Here is a 14,399-nt window from a genome sequence, read left to right on the forward strand (position 1 = left end):
CGTGAGAGACATGCGAATAAAGCTCCAGAGACACCACAGTATGGTTCTGGAGCTTTTTACTATTTGGAAGGATTCACTTGTAGTTCGGTATAGCCAGTCGAGTCGTCCATCGTTCTGGTGAACTCAAGTTCTGAGTAAGAATGGATGATCAATTCTGCGGTAGTATCAATCACTGTGCCTTCCAGCAAATGCCCACCCCAGACTCGTCCTTCACGATCAGACACCGAGATATGAACGTGTTGATGTTCAGGCGTTAGGGTTCCCATCACAGAGACGATTTCAAATGGCTCTTGTTTGGTTAACGTACTCTCTACACCTGCCAAACGAAGGTTGAGGTGAGAGATACAGCCAACGCATGAGGCAATCGAGCCTGCTTTGATACCATGCTGCTCGACCAATTTCGCTAGGTTCAGCTTTAAGTCCATGCCTTTGGTAAGACGTACTGCTATCACTTCAATCGACATGTCACTTCCTAATCAAAACCAGCAAGCAGGAAAGCGCCGTATCCAAATCGGCATAACGTTTGGCTTTGCCAAGCACTCGCATACCTTGCATGTTGTTGAGAACAAAACGAGCGAGCTCTTCTGGTTTCAGCGTTTTTGGCACTAAGGTTTCTTTCTGCGCATTGGTCAGCGCATCCGCAATGATGTCGATAAGATGGTCAAATAAGAAATGCCCTTTACGCAGTACGTCATCGTCTTCACCTGCATGCTCAATCAACGCATTTTGAATAAAACACCCACAGTTGCATTTGCGCTGCAGCTCAGCAAAGGATTTGAGGAACGATTCCAACTCTGGTAAAGACGCATCGTCTTTTTCCAAATCATTGAGTGACGGTAGCGAGACCTTTTTTAAGTAAGTATCGAGCGCTTCGTAGTAGAGCTGTTGCTTGTCACCATAGGTGTTATAAAGACTGAAGCGGTTGATGTTCAACTCGTCGGTGAGATCCGAGATAGACGTGTTCGCAAAGCCCTTGCGCCAAAACACATCCATAGCCACGAGAAGCTTTTCATCTCGGTCGAAGTTGGCTTTTCTTGCCATAAATTACCTGCCTGGGTCTGCTTATCGGGTAATTAAATTGCTTTGGAGGGATGGTACAGAGAACCTCTAGCGTTCGAACTGAACCAATATGATGAATACCCATCTATTCTTGGGTATCAGCCTCCAAATTCATGTGAACTCACAAACGGCATCAAAAATCTCGCTCAGCAAACAGACCCACAACTGTTTGAAAATTTTTGATAGTGAAGTTCTTGACTGATCGTTTATAAACTGGCTACAGTATATCCTAACCAATCGGTTAGAAAAAGATAAAAGGATGTGAAATGAAGCTCTATGAAACCGCAATGACTCCAAGTTGTAAGCGAGTTAGCATTTTTCTAAAGGAAATCGGTGGCGAGGTTGAGCGAATTGCGCTGAACGTTCGTGAGGGCGATAACCTATCTGAACCGTTTAAATCGAAAAGCGTGAACGGCAAAGTGCCTCTACTGGAACTGGATGATGGTACGACGATCTGTGAAAGCGTTGCGATTTGTCGCTACCTAGATGAAGCGTTTGAAAATGATCTGGCGCTGTTTGGTGCTAACCAACTCGAACGTGCTCAGGTGGAAATGTGGCATCGTGTAGTGGAGTTCCAAGGCTTGTACACGGCTTTTCAGGCGTTTCGCAATATCACAGCAATTTACCAAGACCGTGAAAACTGTGTGGCTGCGTGGGGTGACGAGTCGAAATCTCGCGTATTAGAATTCCTACCAATTCTCGACAAACGCTTGTCAGAAAGTGAGCACATCGCTACGGACAACTTCACCATCGTAGACATTACCGGCTACATTTTTGTTGGTTTTGCCATAAATGGTTTGAGTATTGAAGTGTTCGAAACTTACCCAAATATTGCGCGTTGGTTCGAACAAGTATCGGTGCGTGAAGCGTTTCAAGGTTAACTTCTAGCGTAATTTTTCTAAGCAGCAAGGCTTTTGTAGACTTGCTGCTTTTTGTCGTTTTAAGCGCAAAGATCTTCAATTTGTTCAGGTTTTCTCTTCTTTTTCTGCCTTTCTCCTATAATTAACTCTGTTAATGAAACAACCTCAATTGGCTCTCACGGCGTTTTGGAACCTTGAGTTCTTAGTTTGTAGACGTCCCAATCATTATTGGACTTCACCAAGTAATGAAGGACACCAAGCGACAAGGAGAGGTTATGCGTGTTCGAAGTAAAACCATCAATGGCGTGTTGTGTACGCTGCTCGTAGCGTCTGTGTGCGGACTCGTTGCCATGTATCAAAACCACAGTCAGCAGCATCAACAAATCGAGTTGCTGCGTGGGCAATTGATGGAAAAAGAAAACCAAATCGTCATCTCGAATGAAGCGTTGTCTTACACTCGTTATCAACATCAACTTTTAGCGGAAGATTACAGCCGTTTCAGAGATGCGCAATCCATGAGTAGCGTGCTGCCATAAAGCAAACAGGCAAGGAGAGGTATGAAGTCCATATTGTTGGTCGACGACAGCAAAACGGTCCTGCTCTACATGACCAGTGCATTGCAAAAGCAAGGGTACGAGGTCATTGCCGTTGAAGATGGTGAGTCAGCGTTAGAAGTGCTGACTCACCGAACTGACATTCAGTTTGTCCTCAGTGATTTGATGATGCCAGGCATCAGTGGCATTGAGCTTTGTCGTGAGCTTAAATCGTCGGCGTTTTCTCGTTATATCTTCTTTGTGCTTCTCTCCTCCCGTAACGATCAAGATTCCATCATCAAAGGCATGGATGCAGGCGCCGATGACTTTGTCGACAAGAAGACATCTGTAGAGGAACTACAAGCGCGCATCAGAGCGGGCTTTCGCACCTTAGAACTGCACAACACGCTCACGACAAAAAACCAAGAGCTCGATTTAGCGTATCAAACCATTCAGCAGGATTTGGACTCTGCTGGAGAGTTAATGGGGCAACTGTTGCCTGTGGAAGAACAAATTCACACGGCACAATTCAGCTTTACTTATGTTCCTTGTACTAAGATTGGTGGGGACATGTTGGGCTATGTCGAGCTAGATGAATCGCACGTTGCGTTTTATGTCTTCGATGTTTCCGGGCACGGTATTTCTTCGGCGTTGATGGCGTTCTCGATTCAACAAACTTTGTCACAACGTAACAAGTCGGAGTCGATAACGTTAGACTGGAGCGACAACGAATACCGCATTAGTGAGCCTGCTGCTGTGATTGAAAGGCTTAATCGACGCTACCAGCAAACGCAAAACAGCAAGCTCTATTTCACTATCGAATATGCCGTGTTGAACACCGAATCTGGTGAACTGAAATATTGCACTGCAGGCCACCCAAAATTCGTTTGGCAACAGACGGAACAAAACCGCTTGGAACTTGTTGGTGACAACAACTTCATCGTCGGGGCATTGGAACCGATGATGTACCAAGGTGGAAGCGTCCAACTTAAGCCTAATGACGTACTTTGGTTCTTCTCCGATGGCTTATTGGAAGCCAAGCAAGGCGAGGAGCTTTACGGTATTGACCGACTGCTATCCAACATCGAGGAGAGTAAAGCGATGCCAGAAAAGGCACAAACCAATGCCGTTTTGGAGCAAGTGCAAAACTGGCAAGGAAAACCAGAAATCGACGATGATGTGAGCTTGTTGAAAGTGCAATGGTTGGGCTGTGCACAATCGCAAGCTGTTAAGTCGACAAGTTCGGTATTCCAGAAATCCTATCAAGCGTCTTTAGAAGTTTCACGCCAAGCGAGTCTCGAATTGGTTGGGTTCCTTCAACAACATTCGGTTTCTTCTCATGTCGCGCAAACTCTAGAGTTGTGTGTGGTTGAGTTGATGAACAATGCTTTCATTCATGCCTATCAAGAACAAACCGAAAAAACGGTTGAGTTAGAATGCGAACTAACACAAGGTGAGCAGCAAAACATAGAAGTGCGTGTATTTGATTATGGCAATCGCATTTCTGAGGAAACCTTCCAAAGTTACACCTCAAAGCAAATTGAGACGCCAAATCTATTCGATGAAGAGAGTTGGATGCCTTCAGGGCGAGGTTTGATGCTCATAGCCCAAATGACAAATGCGTTTTCTGTATCACATCAAGGGGAGCGCAATTGCTTTACGGTCGCAATGGCGTCGAAATCGTAACTTCTGCTTGTGATACTGCTTAAATCTTCCTCTTACACGCATGTTTTTGTCCGTGCTAATCGATTGCTTAAACTTTATTTTTTCTGCCCGTTTTGAGTTAACCCTGCGTTAACTTTCCTCGTCGTATATTCGCCGTCAACCGGTGGAGAGTCAGGGCTTCTGCCTCTTGTCATCGTGATTTTTCTCTCGTTTGTAGTTGGGAAATAAAAAATGAAGGCGAAAGGTTTTACCTTAATTGAGTTGGTCGTGGTCATTGTCATCTTAGGTATTTTATCTGTGACGGCAGCGCCTCGATTCTTGAATTTGCAAGATGATGCGAGAAACGCGGCAATTGCTGGGTTAAGAGGGGCGATGAATGGTGCGATGGGCATTGTTTACGGCAAAGCGGCGTTGATGGGTGTAGAACGCGCAAAAGAGGCTAATCTAGATACTGATGGCACAGGTACGCTTGATTTGGCTATCGCCTACGGATACCCAAAAGCGACCTTAAATGACCTATCTATTGTGGTGCAAGGCTTGAGAGAAGACTGGGCACATAAAGAAATCCCTGGCAGCGCTTCAATTCATTTCGGCATTGCGGGTTATGACAAAACTTGTATCAAGTACACGCAAGCCGGTGCGACTAGTGCAGCAACAGCCGTGGTTATCAAAGATCCGGCAGAGTGCAGTGGGTTAACAAAATGATTCTTAGAGCCACTTTTTAAAGTGGCTTTTTTGTGCTCAAAAGTTGTGCGTATTCCCTCAAAAAGCTCCCCTAAAAGTCCCTTAAAACATACCGTTATGGTGACGATAAAAATTAATCATTAAAACGGGGGCTGGCGTTAACTTAGCGTTAACCATGAGAAATTTAAGATATGACTCATATCACACACTGTGCCTCTTAAAGCGTTGGCTTTGAGATGGAATTTAACCTTGTTAATGATTAACAGGAAGTAGAGGCGAGTGTCATTAAACGTGTTGGTCAGCGAACTACGTGAATACCAACTCAATAAAAACACTTATAAAGGTCTCTTAATGTCAGATTTCAACTTGTTGTACCAACCAAAACTAAAAGATGGCGTGATCGTTGGTCTTGAAGCTTTGCTACGACCAGTCGACGTTGAAAAAACACTACCTGAATTTTTCGCCGAAGTGAAAGACAACATGGCGCTTGATCTAGCTGTGATGAAGCGTTGTTTGGAAGACATCGCGAAGTTTGACATTCAAATTCCGGTGTCCATCAACATCTACCCAACAAGTGTTTTGAATGATTACTTCGTCTTTAGTGCGATCAAGCAGCTCAAAGGAAAGAACGTTTCTTTAGAGTTGGTTGAGCATCAAGGTGTAGAGCTGAATGACGAATTTCTTAGTCATGTGGCGCTGCTAAAAGACAACGGCATCAAGCTGTCTATTGATGATTTCGGTAAAGATTTCGCGAGAGCGGATTTGGCACTCACTATCGGTGCGGATGAAGTCAAATTTGACCGTTCGTTGGTTCATGACATTGAGAAAAACTACAGTAAATTTAAGCACCTGTCGTTTTTGTACTCAAAGATCAAAACGCTATGTACACACAAAGTTGTTTTTGAAGGTGTTGAGAACAAGCGTCAAAAAGAACTGATCGAACTGTTTGCCGAAAAGCCAACGATTCAAGGCTTCTACTTCTATCCAGCAATGCCGCTAGAGGAGATTGTTGAGCTAGATTGCTTTTCCAACCTTGAGCAAGAGGCACCCGTAGAAGCACTGCTGCGAATGAGCTTGGATTTAGATTACAAGCTTTATAACTTTCTGATTGAAAACAGTATTGAAGATGTACAGTGCGAAGAAGTGAATCGCTTTATTGAAGACCATGACATCTTGGGAGTCGTGCACAACGAAGACGTGAAAACGACTCTGAGCAACCTAAGAGACATCTATTTCAATAATACATCGATTATTGCGAATGGCGTTGTGTCGATGCTCGATTCAGCTGAGAAGCTGGTCATCATGAGAAACGAGCAAGGTGTGGTGATTTTTGATAACGCGGCACACCGAGAGTTGGTCGGAACCAGTATCGTTGGTGTGAAACCGCAAGAGATCATCCACGAAAACGAAAGCTACCGTTTGTGCTTAGAGAAAGATAAGAACTTGCTGCAAGACGAGCATCTTATGTTCCACAAAGATAAAGAGTTTTTCGAGGGCATTGAGTACGACACGATTCGCGAAAAGATGGTCTACAACGGCAAGAAATTCATCATTGCAACTGTTTGTCCGTCGAATACTGGACTAATGGATGTAACCAAGGATGAGTTGACCAAGTGTTATACCCGTTCGTTCTTAAAGTACCACTTAGCGTCATACGATAATCGTATCGTGGCTTTTCTTGATATGAATGGCTTTAAAGCGATAAACGACAACTATGGACATCGCATTGGTGATAATTGTTTGGTGGATTTCGCGTGTTTATTACGTTCATCGCTGCGCGAAAAAGATGTGGTGATTCGCTACGGTGGCGATGAATTTGTGATTGTCTTTGACTCTTCAGCATACGAAGACATTGAAAATCGATTGAACGCACTAAACGCGAAAATGGCGCGTTACTTTGCAGAAAAAGGTTTCGATTTGTCATTCGCGTACGGCTTATCAAAAGTCGTGAATCACGATATTGATGCTGCGATTGAGTTAGCTGACAAGAACATGTACTCGGCAAAACGACGCTTTAAGCGCCAATTAAGTGTGGATTACGTTATCTAAAACTTTCTAACAGGGATGTTGTAAATGTTAGGAGTTTTAAATGAAAAACAAAGGTTTTACTCTCATTGAAATGATCGTGGTGATTGTGATTTTAGGTGTGTTAGCGGTGACAGCGGCTCCTAAGTTTATGGGATTACAATCCGACGCGAGAATCGCAACACTGCAAGCGACCAAAGGTGCTATTGAGTCCTCGTTTGCTATGTTTTCTGCCAAGTCAGAAGTACCGTCTACTGAGATTCAACCTTGTGATTACCACAAGCAAATGCGCTGTATGGTCATTGATGGTCAGCAAATTCGTTTAACCAATGCTGATAATTATCCATGGTTTGATGTCTTTCCGAATCAAGCGCTGTCACAGTTCAAAGCTTTGGTGAATGTTGACGTTTCTCCTCTTAACGATGATTTGCACGGTGAAGACAAACTCAACTTTGAAACGGATTACGACGGCGGCTTTTGGATCTTCCCACAGTTTTATGGCGATTGGAGTGAACTCGATACACTGCGTTGCCGAATCCACTACACGCCAGCAACGGCAAGTAGAACAGGGCACAGTATTACAACACTGGAAACTGAAGATTGTTAATAACGAGCGAAACGTAAATGGAAGTCACGCACAAACATGTTCTGCTGGTGGACGACAATGTTGAACTAGCAAAAACCATTATGGAATATCTGGAGCTGCATGGTATTCACAGCGACCATGCAGCCAATGGGGTAATGGCATTACAGTTGGCACGATCGGATGAATACGATCTGGTGATATTGGATGTGAATTTACCTCATTTATCCGGCATCAAAGTCTGTGAAACCCTTCGAGCTGATGGCATCGATTTACCCGTGCTGATGCTCACCGCAAGAAGTGAACTCAGCGACAAGCTTAAAGGGTTCAGTGCTGGCGCGGATGATTACATGGTAAAGCCCTTCGCGCTAGAAGAGTTAATGGCACGTGTTCTTGCGCTGTTGAAGCGAAGTAGCGGTACGCCAGATCGCTTGGTAGTGGACGATTTAGTGTTGGATATCACGCAGAGGCAAGCTTATCGGGCGGGAATTGCTCTAACGTTATCGCCGACTTGCTACAATATTTTAAAAGTGATGATGAGCGCTAGTCCTTCACCGGTAAGTCGAAGTAAGATAATGCGATTGGTCTGGGGCGATGCGTCACCAGAGAGTAACAGCTTGAAAGTTCACATGTTTAAGCTGCGTCAGGCGGTGGATAAGGGGCAAAACACCAAGCTTATTCATACGCTTCCTAACTTTGGCTATGTGCTCAAGTCCGAGTCGCGGCATCAATAGGAAAATCATCAGTGAAGATCAAAGACAGTCTTAGAGTGTACGTCATCACCGTCTCTGCGGTGTTAGGGTTAATCCTTGCCGTTGTTGCGGGCTCTTATAGCACCTATAACCTCTATACTGGTATCGATCTTGTGACCAAAGGTGTCATGCTGGTGAAAGCGGAAACGGAAGAGCCGCAAGCAGGCAAACCCATCATCAACCCGCCTTTTATCATCACGGCCAACTGGGATGATTTACCCTTGGCATTTCAACTCAAGTTTGTTGAAAAAGAACTCGCGGTAGGGAAGTTATTTAAAGCGACGGAGACTGAGTATCGCGCAGGAAGAAGCGCCAACCGCTTTATCTACCTGTTGATCAAAAGCGAAGTGGATGCTCAAACCAAATTTGTCGCAGTCAAAATCAACAAAAACGCCTTCGATGATTTCGCCGACACGCTAAATATCAACTTATTACCTCAGTTAGATTACATCGTTGTGTTTGTCACTGTACTGCTGATCTTCTTTTTGGTTGGGGTATTTACCATCATCAAGAGAATCACCAAACCGGTTGAAGAGCTGAAAAACTGGGCAATCAATATTCGAGAGAAAGACGATTTATCCAAGGTTCCCGACTTTAAGTTTTCTGAGCTCAACATGATGGCACGAGTTATTAACTCCTCGGTGTCGGCGGTACGAAAAAGTGTTCGTAAAGAGCAAGATTTCATTCGTTATGCCAGCCATGAGTTAAGAACACCAATTGCGGTTATTCGTTCTAATTCGGAACTGATGAAAAAGATGATCGCCAGTGATATGCCTAAAGAGCGTTTACTGAAGAATCTACAACGAATCGAAAACAACAGTTTAGCCATGTCCGATTTGTGTGACAGTTTGTTATGGCTCAACCACGAAAAGTCGACAGAACTCAGAGAGACAATGACCAGTTTGGGTGTATTAACCGAACAGGTCGTGAACGAGCAACGATACTTATTATCTGGAAAGAAGGTAGAGGTTGAAACCTCGGTCGATAGCTTTGAATGTTTGCACTTAGAAGGAATGTGCAAAATCGTGATTACCAATCTTGTGCGCAATGCATTTCAGCACACCAATGAAGGTGAGGTCATCATTAAGCAGCAAGGACTAGAAGTACAAGTGATCAATCGAGATAAACAAAAAGACCTGACTCACGAAACGACTGGGTTTGGTTTGGGTTTGTTGATCATCAAGAAAATCTGCGACAAGTATTACTGGCAGTATGAAGAACAAGCGCTGGAAGATGGTCGCGCAGTGAAAGTGACGTTTGTTTAAAGGGCAATTCTTAGCATGAAAACAAGTGTAGGCATGAAGAACAAAGGCTTTACATTGATTGAACTCGTTATCGCTATCGTGATTTTGGGTATTCTCGCCGTGGTTGCTGCGCCGAGATTCCTGAACCTGCAAAAGGATTCAAAGGTTGCGGTTATGGAGACGGTTGAGGGAGCAATGCGAGCAGGTCTAGAAATGGTGCATACGCGTGCCATTGTCGAAGGTTTGGATCAAGGTGAGCAAGAGATCGTCATCAATGGTGTTGTGGTTCCGCTCAGAGATGGTTACCCACGCGTAGACGGTAATGATTCATTCGATGACATGAACAAACAAGTCTTAGCTCGGCTCAATATTGATGCGGTGTCTTTAACTACGGTTCAAAAAGATCCCAATGCTGCTGATCTGTTTACTGACAAAAGCACGCCAAACAACCAAATCTATATTTTCTTCACTTCTGATTTGGATAAGAAAAGCGTCAACTTCCAATGCCAAGTGATGTACCAAAACATCACCACTCCAGAAGTAAGATTACTAACTGACGCTTGCTAAATATCGTTGAGGGGTTACTTCAAGACAAACCCAAAGTTTTTGATGGTTTGGAGTAGCTTCTCTTCGTAATTATCATCAAGTGCGTGCCTTAATTTGAACATGTGCACTTTTAAGCTGTTGGTGTCTGGTTGTTCATCTCCCCATACCTTCTGGATTAAGTCTTCACGACTGATGGGGTTTGGAGTGGCGCGCAGCAAGACTTCTAGAATGCGATAGCCAGTAGGAGAGAGTTTGAGTTCATCGCTACCACGCATGACATGGCGCTCTTTCACGTTCATTTTTAAGTCTTTCAACTGCAGAAGGTTCACTTCGCCACTGCGTCGTCGAGAGAGCACTTTGACGCGCATTAACAGCTCTTCAAAGGCAAACGGTTTGGTGAGATAGTCATCAGCACCAGCTTCAAAGCCAACGATTTTGTCATCTAGTGTGTCCCGCGCAGTAAGCATAATAATAGGGACATCACTGCCTTGTTCCCGTAATTTCTTACACACCTCTATGCCGGACATGCGTGGCAAATTCAAATCCAATATCACGACATCGTGGTGCGTCTTGGCTATTAACTCTAAAGCGGCCACGCCGTTCGAGACATGATCACAGCTAATGTCTTCAAGCTCAAAGTGTTCGACAGTGGTTTCTGCCAGTTCCAAGTTGTCTTCGACCAAAAGCAATTGAAGTGTATTTGAGCGCGTCACATTTTTCTCCAGCAGAATGCGGTAAGCGAAGTATAGATTATTAAGCCAGAATCGCAGAAAAACAAATACTTAAATAGAAACTTTAGGTCACGATAACGGTCACTTTAACCAGTTGATAACCCACGAAATGCTAATTTAGCAACCAATTGAATGAATGGAGTTTGCGATGAGGCGCTCTACTAACTTTAAGGTGGCATTGTTGGCAACGTGCAATATGCTTTTTTGGGCATCGATTGCTGTGTCTACGGTTGCGCTATCAAGGCCGAACATTTCGATAGAAGTTCTTATCTCACAGCTTTTTATTGCAGGAGTCTTTACGTGGGCAACGATCTATTGGTTGGTTCATAATTGTGTGAAACCCATTACGTGCATTACCAATGATATCGAGCGTATGAATCAGACTGGAAGCGTTGTACCTATCGCCAATATTTATGGGGAAGAATATGAGGCATTGCTTGTGGCGGTGAACAAAGCGATGAGATTGGCACAGGGTGAGAAACAAGAGCGCTAAGTGACCATAATCAAACAAATTCTGGTGCTATGCTTTAACGATGACATAAGAAAGGTAAGGGGCCATTAAACATGTCGAAAATCGAAATCAAATTGGAGCGTCCACGCGTCGAATTGCTGTTTGCCAAATATAAAGATCAAATCGGAGATGACTTTCCGGGCTATCGTAATCATGTTTATCGAACCATCACTTATGCGATGCATTTCCTCGGTAATGATGAGCAATACGAGCAGTTAGTTGAAACGGCATTTGTTTATCACGACATTGGCTTGTGGACTGACCATGAATTGGCTTATCTCGAACCTTCTGAAGCTGTGGCGCTGGCAGATAATGAACACTTTGAGTGGGGGTTAGATCCTGATGCTTTACGCGGTGCGATTCATTGGCACCATAAGATTTCGCCGTATAAAGGCCCGCACCAGAAAGTCATCGAAGCATGCCGAAAAGCAGACTGGATTGATGCTACCAAAGGCAGCGTTCGTAAGGGGTTGAGTAAAGAAGTCATTGCAGAAGTGGAAGCGGCATTTCCAAACTTAGGATTTCATGACACCTTGTTACGCCTTGCAAAAGACTATGGCGGTTCAACGCTCGTAGGCGGCGTTAAAGTGACGCTAGGTATCGTTAAGTGGTAATTCGTCTTCTGCCTTAACCGTGAACAAATATAAGTGCGAAAATGTAGATAACCACAAAAAACAGGAACAACCACGAAAGCAAAAATGCCGAGGTGATGCAGTTCACTTCGGCATTTGTTTTTGGAATAGGGAGGTTATGCGCTGACTTCTTGCTGCATGATTTGTTGATTGAAAGCGAGAGGGTCTTTCAAGATGGCACGCCCAACAGCTGCCAAATCGAGCCAACCGTTGTTTACGGCTTGGTCGATGTACTCTGCGCTTTCAATTCCACCAACACCGATGATAGGAACACCCAAGTCCGCTTGCTTGAGGAAGGTGGACTCCGATACCAGATAGCCTTCGCCGCGGCGATCTTTAGGACGATTCCATCCACCAATACCAGATGACACATCAATGATGTCTATGCCTGCTTTAATCAGCAATTGGCACACTTCTACCATGTCTTCTTGGGTTAATCCTTCTGGGTAAAGGTCTTGACCGGGGATGCGCACCATCACACCAATGTTGCTATTGGCCTGGATTGCTTCGATGATTTCGACCACCAAACGAGTGCGGTTTTCTAATGAGCCACCGTATTGATCATCACGTTTGTTTGTTACTGGAGAAAGAACTTGGTTCAAGCCATACCCGTGGGCACAGTGCAGTTCGACAAAATCAAACCCAGCCTTGTCGGCACGAAGCGCAGCATCGATAAAGTTCTGACGCCAAATAAGCATGTCTTCCAACGTCATTGCTTTTGGTTGTGGTAACACGCGATCGTAAGCGGGAACGGTTATGCCGGAAGGTCCCATTAAATCTGGGCATACCTCTAACTGTGCTTTACCGCCGCAATGGGTGATTTGAAAGCCTGCTTTTGCACCGCGAGCATGAATGACTTTTGCGATCGATTGCATTCCCTTGATGCAGTCATCGCTGTGTGCACCTAACTGGTTCGGTTCACTTCGGCCAGTAAAATCCACAAAGCTGTATTCCACCATCACAAGACCTGCACCCGATTGCGCTAGTTTGTCATAGTGTTGAATGGTGGTTTGGGTGGCAATGCCATCGGTTGTCGCGGTTTGAGAGGCCATCGGTGGCACAACCAAACGGTTGTTGAGTTGGTGTTTCGCGACGTTCAATGGAGTAAAGCGAGTCATACGATCCCTCGTGTTATCGAAATAAGAGCAAACATTCTATGTCACTTTGCCAAGAATATGAGTGCGAATCTTCTGTTTCAATCCGAATACTTCGAATTTCTATCTTACATTTTCATAAATTACGCTAATTTAATTTTACTCATTACCGATCTTCGCTGAACTGAAGCATCACGTTTTTGTGCGTCAACAAAAAGCACGATGACAGAAGAAAGAACACCGGAACCCGATAAAAGAAGAGGTGTGTATGTGGAAGGTTCGTGAGGTCAGCCCGACAGATTTTGAAGCTATTAACCGGCTTAACTTCGAGCAGTTAACTGGGCACTGTATGTTTCAATCGAGTTCAATATCTAGCTCAATACTTGAAAGCGGAAAGAACGAGGAAAAGTCACGTAGGGCGCTCGATTTTAGCCAATCTCGGATCACCAACCTCTATTACACGCCAGAGACGTTTTGTGCACAAATTTTCGACCAAGGTGTGTTGTTCTGCCTTATCGAAAATGCACGTAATCGGCCAGCGGGTTATCTTTGCGTTCGGATGTGCAAACCTGATGGCAAGCAAGTTTATGCGTCAGGAGTGATGGTTTCTAACCTCTACTTTTGTGTAGAGCGTTTTTACCTCTCGCGCCGAGATAACCATCCGGAACTCGGAAAAAAGCTGTTTGAACACTTCGAACAATGGCGTGCGCAAATCTTAAATTTTCAAAAGCAATAACATAAAGAATTTGGGAAAACGCAAGATAGCTTAAGCCGTTATATCACAGCAGTACCACGTCCCGAATTCATCTCTTCCATCGTTCAATCACAAACTCTCTCAATCACCACTGTCAAAGGAGCACCATATGGTGAATACAACACAGTTAAACTCACCAGAGCAAGAACAGAGCGGCCTATCCAACGAGGAAAAGGTATCGCTCTACAATACGTTTACACAACTTGTCTATGAAATTTCATCGAATCTACCGCCAGTCTGTAACGTGAAATTGCTTCCCATCGCCAAAATCAAAGCAAATGGCTATAAGGCCAATACGATGGAGTCGGCGGAGCGCGATTTGCTGAAACGATCTTTGCTCATAGATGGCATCACATCCCCGATCATTGTGAACAAAATCGACAAAGGAAAAGCGTTTACCATTATTGATGGTGTTCATCGATTTGAGCTAATACAGTCACACCCTGTTTTACAACCTATCCCTGGTTATGCGCCTTGTGTTGTATTTGATACCTGCCTACCGAATTGTATGTCCTCGTCTATCCGGCATAACAGCGCCCGAGGAATCACGGACTATGAGGCCTTTGCGGATCTTGTCATCAACCTTGTTCAACTAGGTTGGAGTAACGAGCGTATTAACCAAGAAATAGGAATGCTCGACGGCGAAATATCAAAGATGCTTCAGGTTGGCGACCTAGGGGAGTATTCACGACAAACTAGCCTCTCTGCTTACTTGGAGTAATCTCG

The 14,399-nt window shown here is 44.4% G+C and carries 17 protein-coding genes; 13 read left to right on the forward strand and 4 right to left on the reverse strand.

The genetic code is table 11. The features are described 5' to 3' along the window. Nucleotides 1-59: 59 nt before the first annotated feature. A complete protein-coding gene (locus H735_RS16500) occupies nt 60-464 on the reverse strand; it encodes a PPC domain-containing DNA-binding protein (protein WP_020197313.1) in 405 nt (134 codons plus the stop codon). Between the two features lies 1 nt (nt 465). Continuing rightward, a complete protein-coding gene (locus H735_RS16505) occupies nt 466-1,041 on the reverse strand; it encodes a TetR/AcrR family transcriptional regulator (RefSeq protein WP_020197314.1) in 576 nt (191 codons plus the stop codon). A gap of 284 nt (nt 1,042-1,325) precedes the next feature. On the opposite strand from H735_RS16505, the gene H735_RS16510 reads away from it, so the two are divergent. The 9 genes from H735_RS16510 to H735_RS16550 all read left to right on the forward strand — a co-directional run bounded on the left by H735_RS16510 (nt 1,326) and on the right by H735_RS16550 (nt 9,972). Then, nucleotides 1,326-1,940 (forward strand): glutathione S-transferase, encoded by a 615-nt coding sequence (locus H735_RS16510; RefSeq protein ID WP_020197315.1) that lies wholly within the window; start codon nt 1,326-1,328, stop codon nt 1,938-1,940. 254 nt (nt 1,941-2,194) lie between these two features. Continuing rightward, entirely contained in the window at nt 2,195-2,455 is a 261-nt protein-coding gene (locus H735_RS16515; protein WP_020197316.1) for a hypothetical protein, read from the forward strand. Between the two features lie 21 nt (nt 2,456-2,476). Then, nucleotides 2,477-4,138, forward strand: a complete 1,662-nt coding sequence (locus H735_RS16520) for a SpoIIE family protein phosphatase (RefSeq protein ID WP_020197317.1) — start codon at nt 2,477-2,479, stop codon at nt 4,136-4,138. Nucleotides 4,139-4,348: 210 nt separating this feature from the next. Further along, the gene (locus H735_RS16525; protein ID WP_020197318.1) at nt 4,349-4,822 is read left to right on the forward strand and encodes a type II secretion system protein; all 474 of its coding nucleotides are present in this window, start codon (nt 4,349-4,351) and stop codon (nt 4,820-4,822) included. Nucleotides 4,823-5,152: 330 nt separating this feature from the next. Beyond that, on the forward strand, nt 5,153-6,850 hold the full coding sequence (locus tag H735_RS16530) for a GGDEF domain-containing protein (RefSeq protein WP_238320686.1): 1,698 nt from the start codon (nt 5,153-5,155) through the stop codon (nt 6,848-6,850). A gap of 40 nt (nt 6,851-6,890) precedes the next feature. Continuing rightward, nucleotides 6,891-7,433: a type II secretion system protein gene (locus H735_RS16535; RefSeq protein WP_020197320.1), complete on the forward strand. Its 543-nt coding sequence runs from the start codon at nt 6,891-6,893 to the stop codon at nt 7,431-7,433. A 17-nt stretch (nt 7,434-7,450) separates the two neighbouring features. Then, the gene (locus tag H735_RS16540) at nt 7,451-8,143 is read left to right on the forward strand and encodes a response regulator transcription factor (protein ID WP_020197321.1); all 693 of its coding nucleotides are present in this window, start codon (nt 7,451-7,453) and stop codon (nt 8,141-8,143) included. Between the two features lie 11 nt (nt 8,144-8,154). Beyond that, complete coding sequence (locus H735_RS16545; RefSeq protein ID WP_020197322.1) at nt 8,155-9,426, forward strand: sensor histidine kinase; 1,272 nt, start codon at nt 8,155-8,157, stop codon at nt 9,424-9,426. Between the two features lie 15 nt (nt 9,427-9,441). Then, nucleotides 9,442-9,972 (forward strand): type II secretion system protein, encoded by a 531-nt coding sequence (locus H735_RS16550; RefSeq protein ID WP_020197323.1) that lies wholly within the window; start codon nt 9,442-9,444, stop codon nt 9,970-9,972. 14 nt (nt 9,973-9,986) lie between these two features. Here H735_RS16550 and H735_RS16555 read toward each other — a convergent pair whose 3' ends face one another. Continuing rightward, nucleotides 9,987-10,664, reverse strand: coding sequence for a response regulator transcription factor (locus H735_RS16555; protein WP_009704583.1), 678 nt, complete (start codon nt 10,662-10,664; stop codon nt 9,987-9,989). Nucleotides 10,665-10,830: 166 nt separating this feature from the next. On the opposite strand from H735_RS16555, the gene H735_RS16560 reads away from it, so the two are divergent. Both H735_RS16560 and H735_RS16565 read left to right on the forward strand, forming a co-directional pair. Then, nucleotides 10,831-11,175, forward strand: a complete 345-nt coding sequence (locus H735_RS16560) for a hypothetical protein (RefSeq protein WP_020197324.1) — start codon at nt 10,831-10,833, stop codon at nt 11,173-11,175. A gap of 71 nt (nt 11,176-11,246) precedes the next feature. Then, complete coding sequence (locus tag H735_RS16565; protein ID WP_020197325.1) at nt 11,247-11,807, forward strand: hypothetical protein; 561 nt, start codon at nt 11,247-11,249, stop codon at nt 11,805-11,807. Nucleotides 11,808-11,941: 134 nt separating this feature from the next. Here H735_RS16565 and H735_RS16570 read toward each other — a convergent pair whose 3' ends face one another. Continuing rightward, entirely contained in the window at nt 11,942-12,943 is a 1,002-nt protein-coding gene (locus tag H735_RS16570; protein ID WP_020197326.1) for an NADH:flavin oxidoreductase, read from the reverse strand. A 244-nt stretch (nt 12,944-13,187) separates the two neighbouring features. Here H735_RS16570 and H735_RS16575 point away from each other — a divergent pair, with 244 nt between their 5' ends. Then, nucleotides 13,188-13,655 carry a hypothetical protein gene (locus H735_RS16575; RefSeq protein ID WP_020197327.1) on the forward strand — a complete coding sequence of 156 codons (468 nt, stop codon included), beginning with the start codon at nt 13,188-13,190 and terminating at the stop codon, nt 13,653-13,655. A gap of 127 nt (nt 13,656-13,782) precedes the next feature. Beyond that, on the forward strand, nt 13,783-14,394 hold the full coding sequence (locus tag H735_RS16580) for an IbrB-like domain-containing protein (RefSeq protein ID WP_020197328.1): 612 nt from the start codon (nt 13,783-13,785) through the stop codon (nt 14,392-14,394). Nucleotides 14,395-14,399 lie beyond the last annotated feature (5 nt).

The sequence above is a fragment of the Vibrio owensii CAIM 1854 = LMG 25443 genome (genome assembly GCF_000817815.1).
GTDB lineage: Bacteria > Pseudomonadota > Gammaproteobacteria > Enterobacterales > Vibrionaceae > Vibrio > Vibrio owensii.

Bases quoted from the DNA above. Each gene is read 5' to 3' on its own strand.
- H735_RS16535 (WP_020197320.1), top strand. From the start codon at position 6,891: ATGAAAAACAAAGGTTTTACTCTCATTGAAATGATCGTGGTGATTGTG.
- H735_RS16560 (WP_020197324.1), top strand. From the start codon at position 10,831: ATGAGGCGCTCTACTAACTTTAAGGTGGCATTGTTGGCAACGTGCAAT.
- H735_RS16570 (WP_020197326.1), bottom strand. From the start codon at position 12,943: ATGACTCGCTTTACTCCATTGAACGTCGCGAAACACCAACTCAACAAC.
- H735_RS16580 (WP_020197328.1), top strand. From the start codon at position 13,783: ATGGTGAATACAACACAGTTAAACTCACCAGAGCAAGAACAGAGCGGC.
- H735_RS16575 (WP_020197327.1), top strand. From the start codon at position 13,188: ATGTGGAAGGTTCGTGAGGTCAGCCCGACAGATTTTGAAGCTATTAAC.
- H735_RS16515 (WP_020197316.1), top strand. From the start codon at position 2,195: ATGCGTGTTCGAAGTAAAACCATCAATGGCGTGTTGTGTACGCTGCTC.
- H735_RS16565 (WP_020197325.1), top strand. From the start codon at position 11,247: ATGTCGAAAATCGAAATCAAATTGGAGCGTCCACGCGTCGAATTGCTG.
- H735_RS16505 (WP_020197314.1), bottom strand. From the start codon at position 1,041: ATGGCAAGAAAAGCCAACTTCGACCGAGATGAAAAGCTTCTCGTGGCT.
- H735_RS16520 (WP_020197317.1), top strand. From the start codon at position 2,477: ATGAAGTCCATATTGTTGGTCGACGACAGCAAAACGGTCCTGCTCTAC.
- H735_RS16550 (WP_020197323.1), top strand. From the start codon at position 9,442: ATGAAAACAAGTGTAGGCATGAAGAACAAAGGCTTTACATTGATTGAA.
- H735_RS16540 (WP_020197321.1), top strand. From the start codon at position 7,451: ATGGAAGTCACGCACAAACATGTTCTGCTGGTGGACGACAATGTTGAA.
- H735_RS16525 (WP_020197318.1), top strand. From the start codon at position 4,349: ATGAAGGCGAAAGGTTTTACCTTAATTGAGTTGGTCGTGGTCATTGTC.
- H735_RS16500 (WP_020197313.1), bottom strand. From the start codon at position 464: ATGTCGATTGAAGTGATAGCAGTACGTCTTACCAAAGGCATGGACTTA.
- H735_RS16510 (WP_020197315.1), top strand. From the start codon at position 1,326: ATGAAGCTCTATGAAACCGCAATGACTCCAAGTTGTAAGCGAGTTAGC.
- H735_RS16530 (WP_238320686.1), top strand. From the start codon at position 5,153: ATGTCAGATTTCAACTTGTTGTACCAACCAAAACTAAAAGATGGCGTG.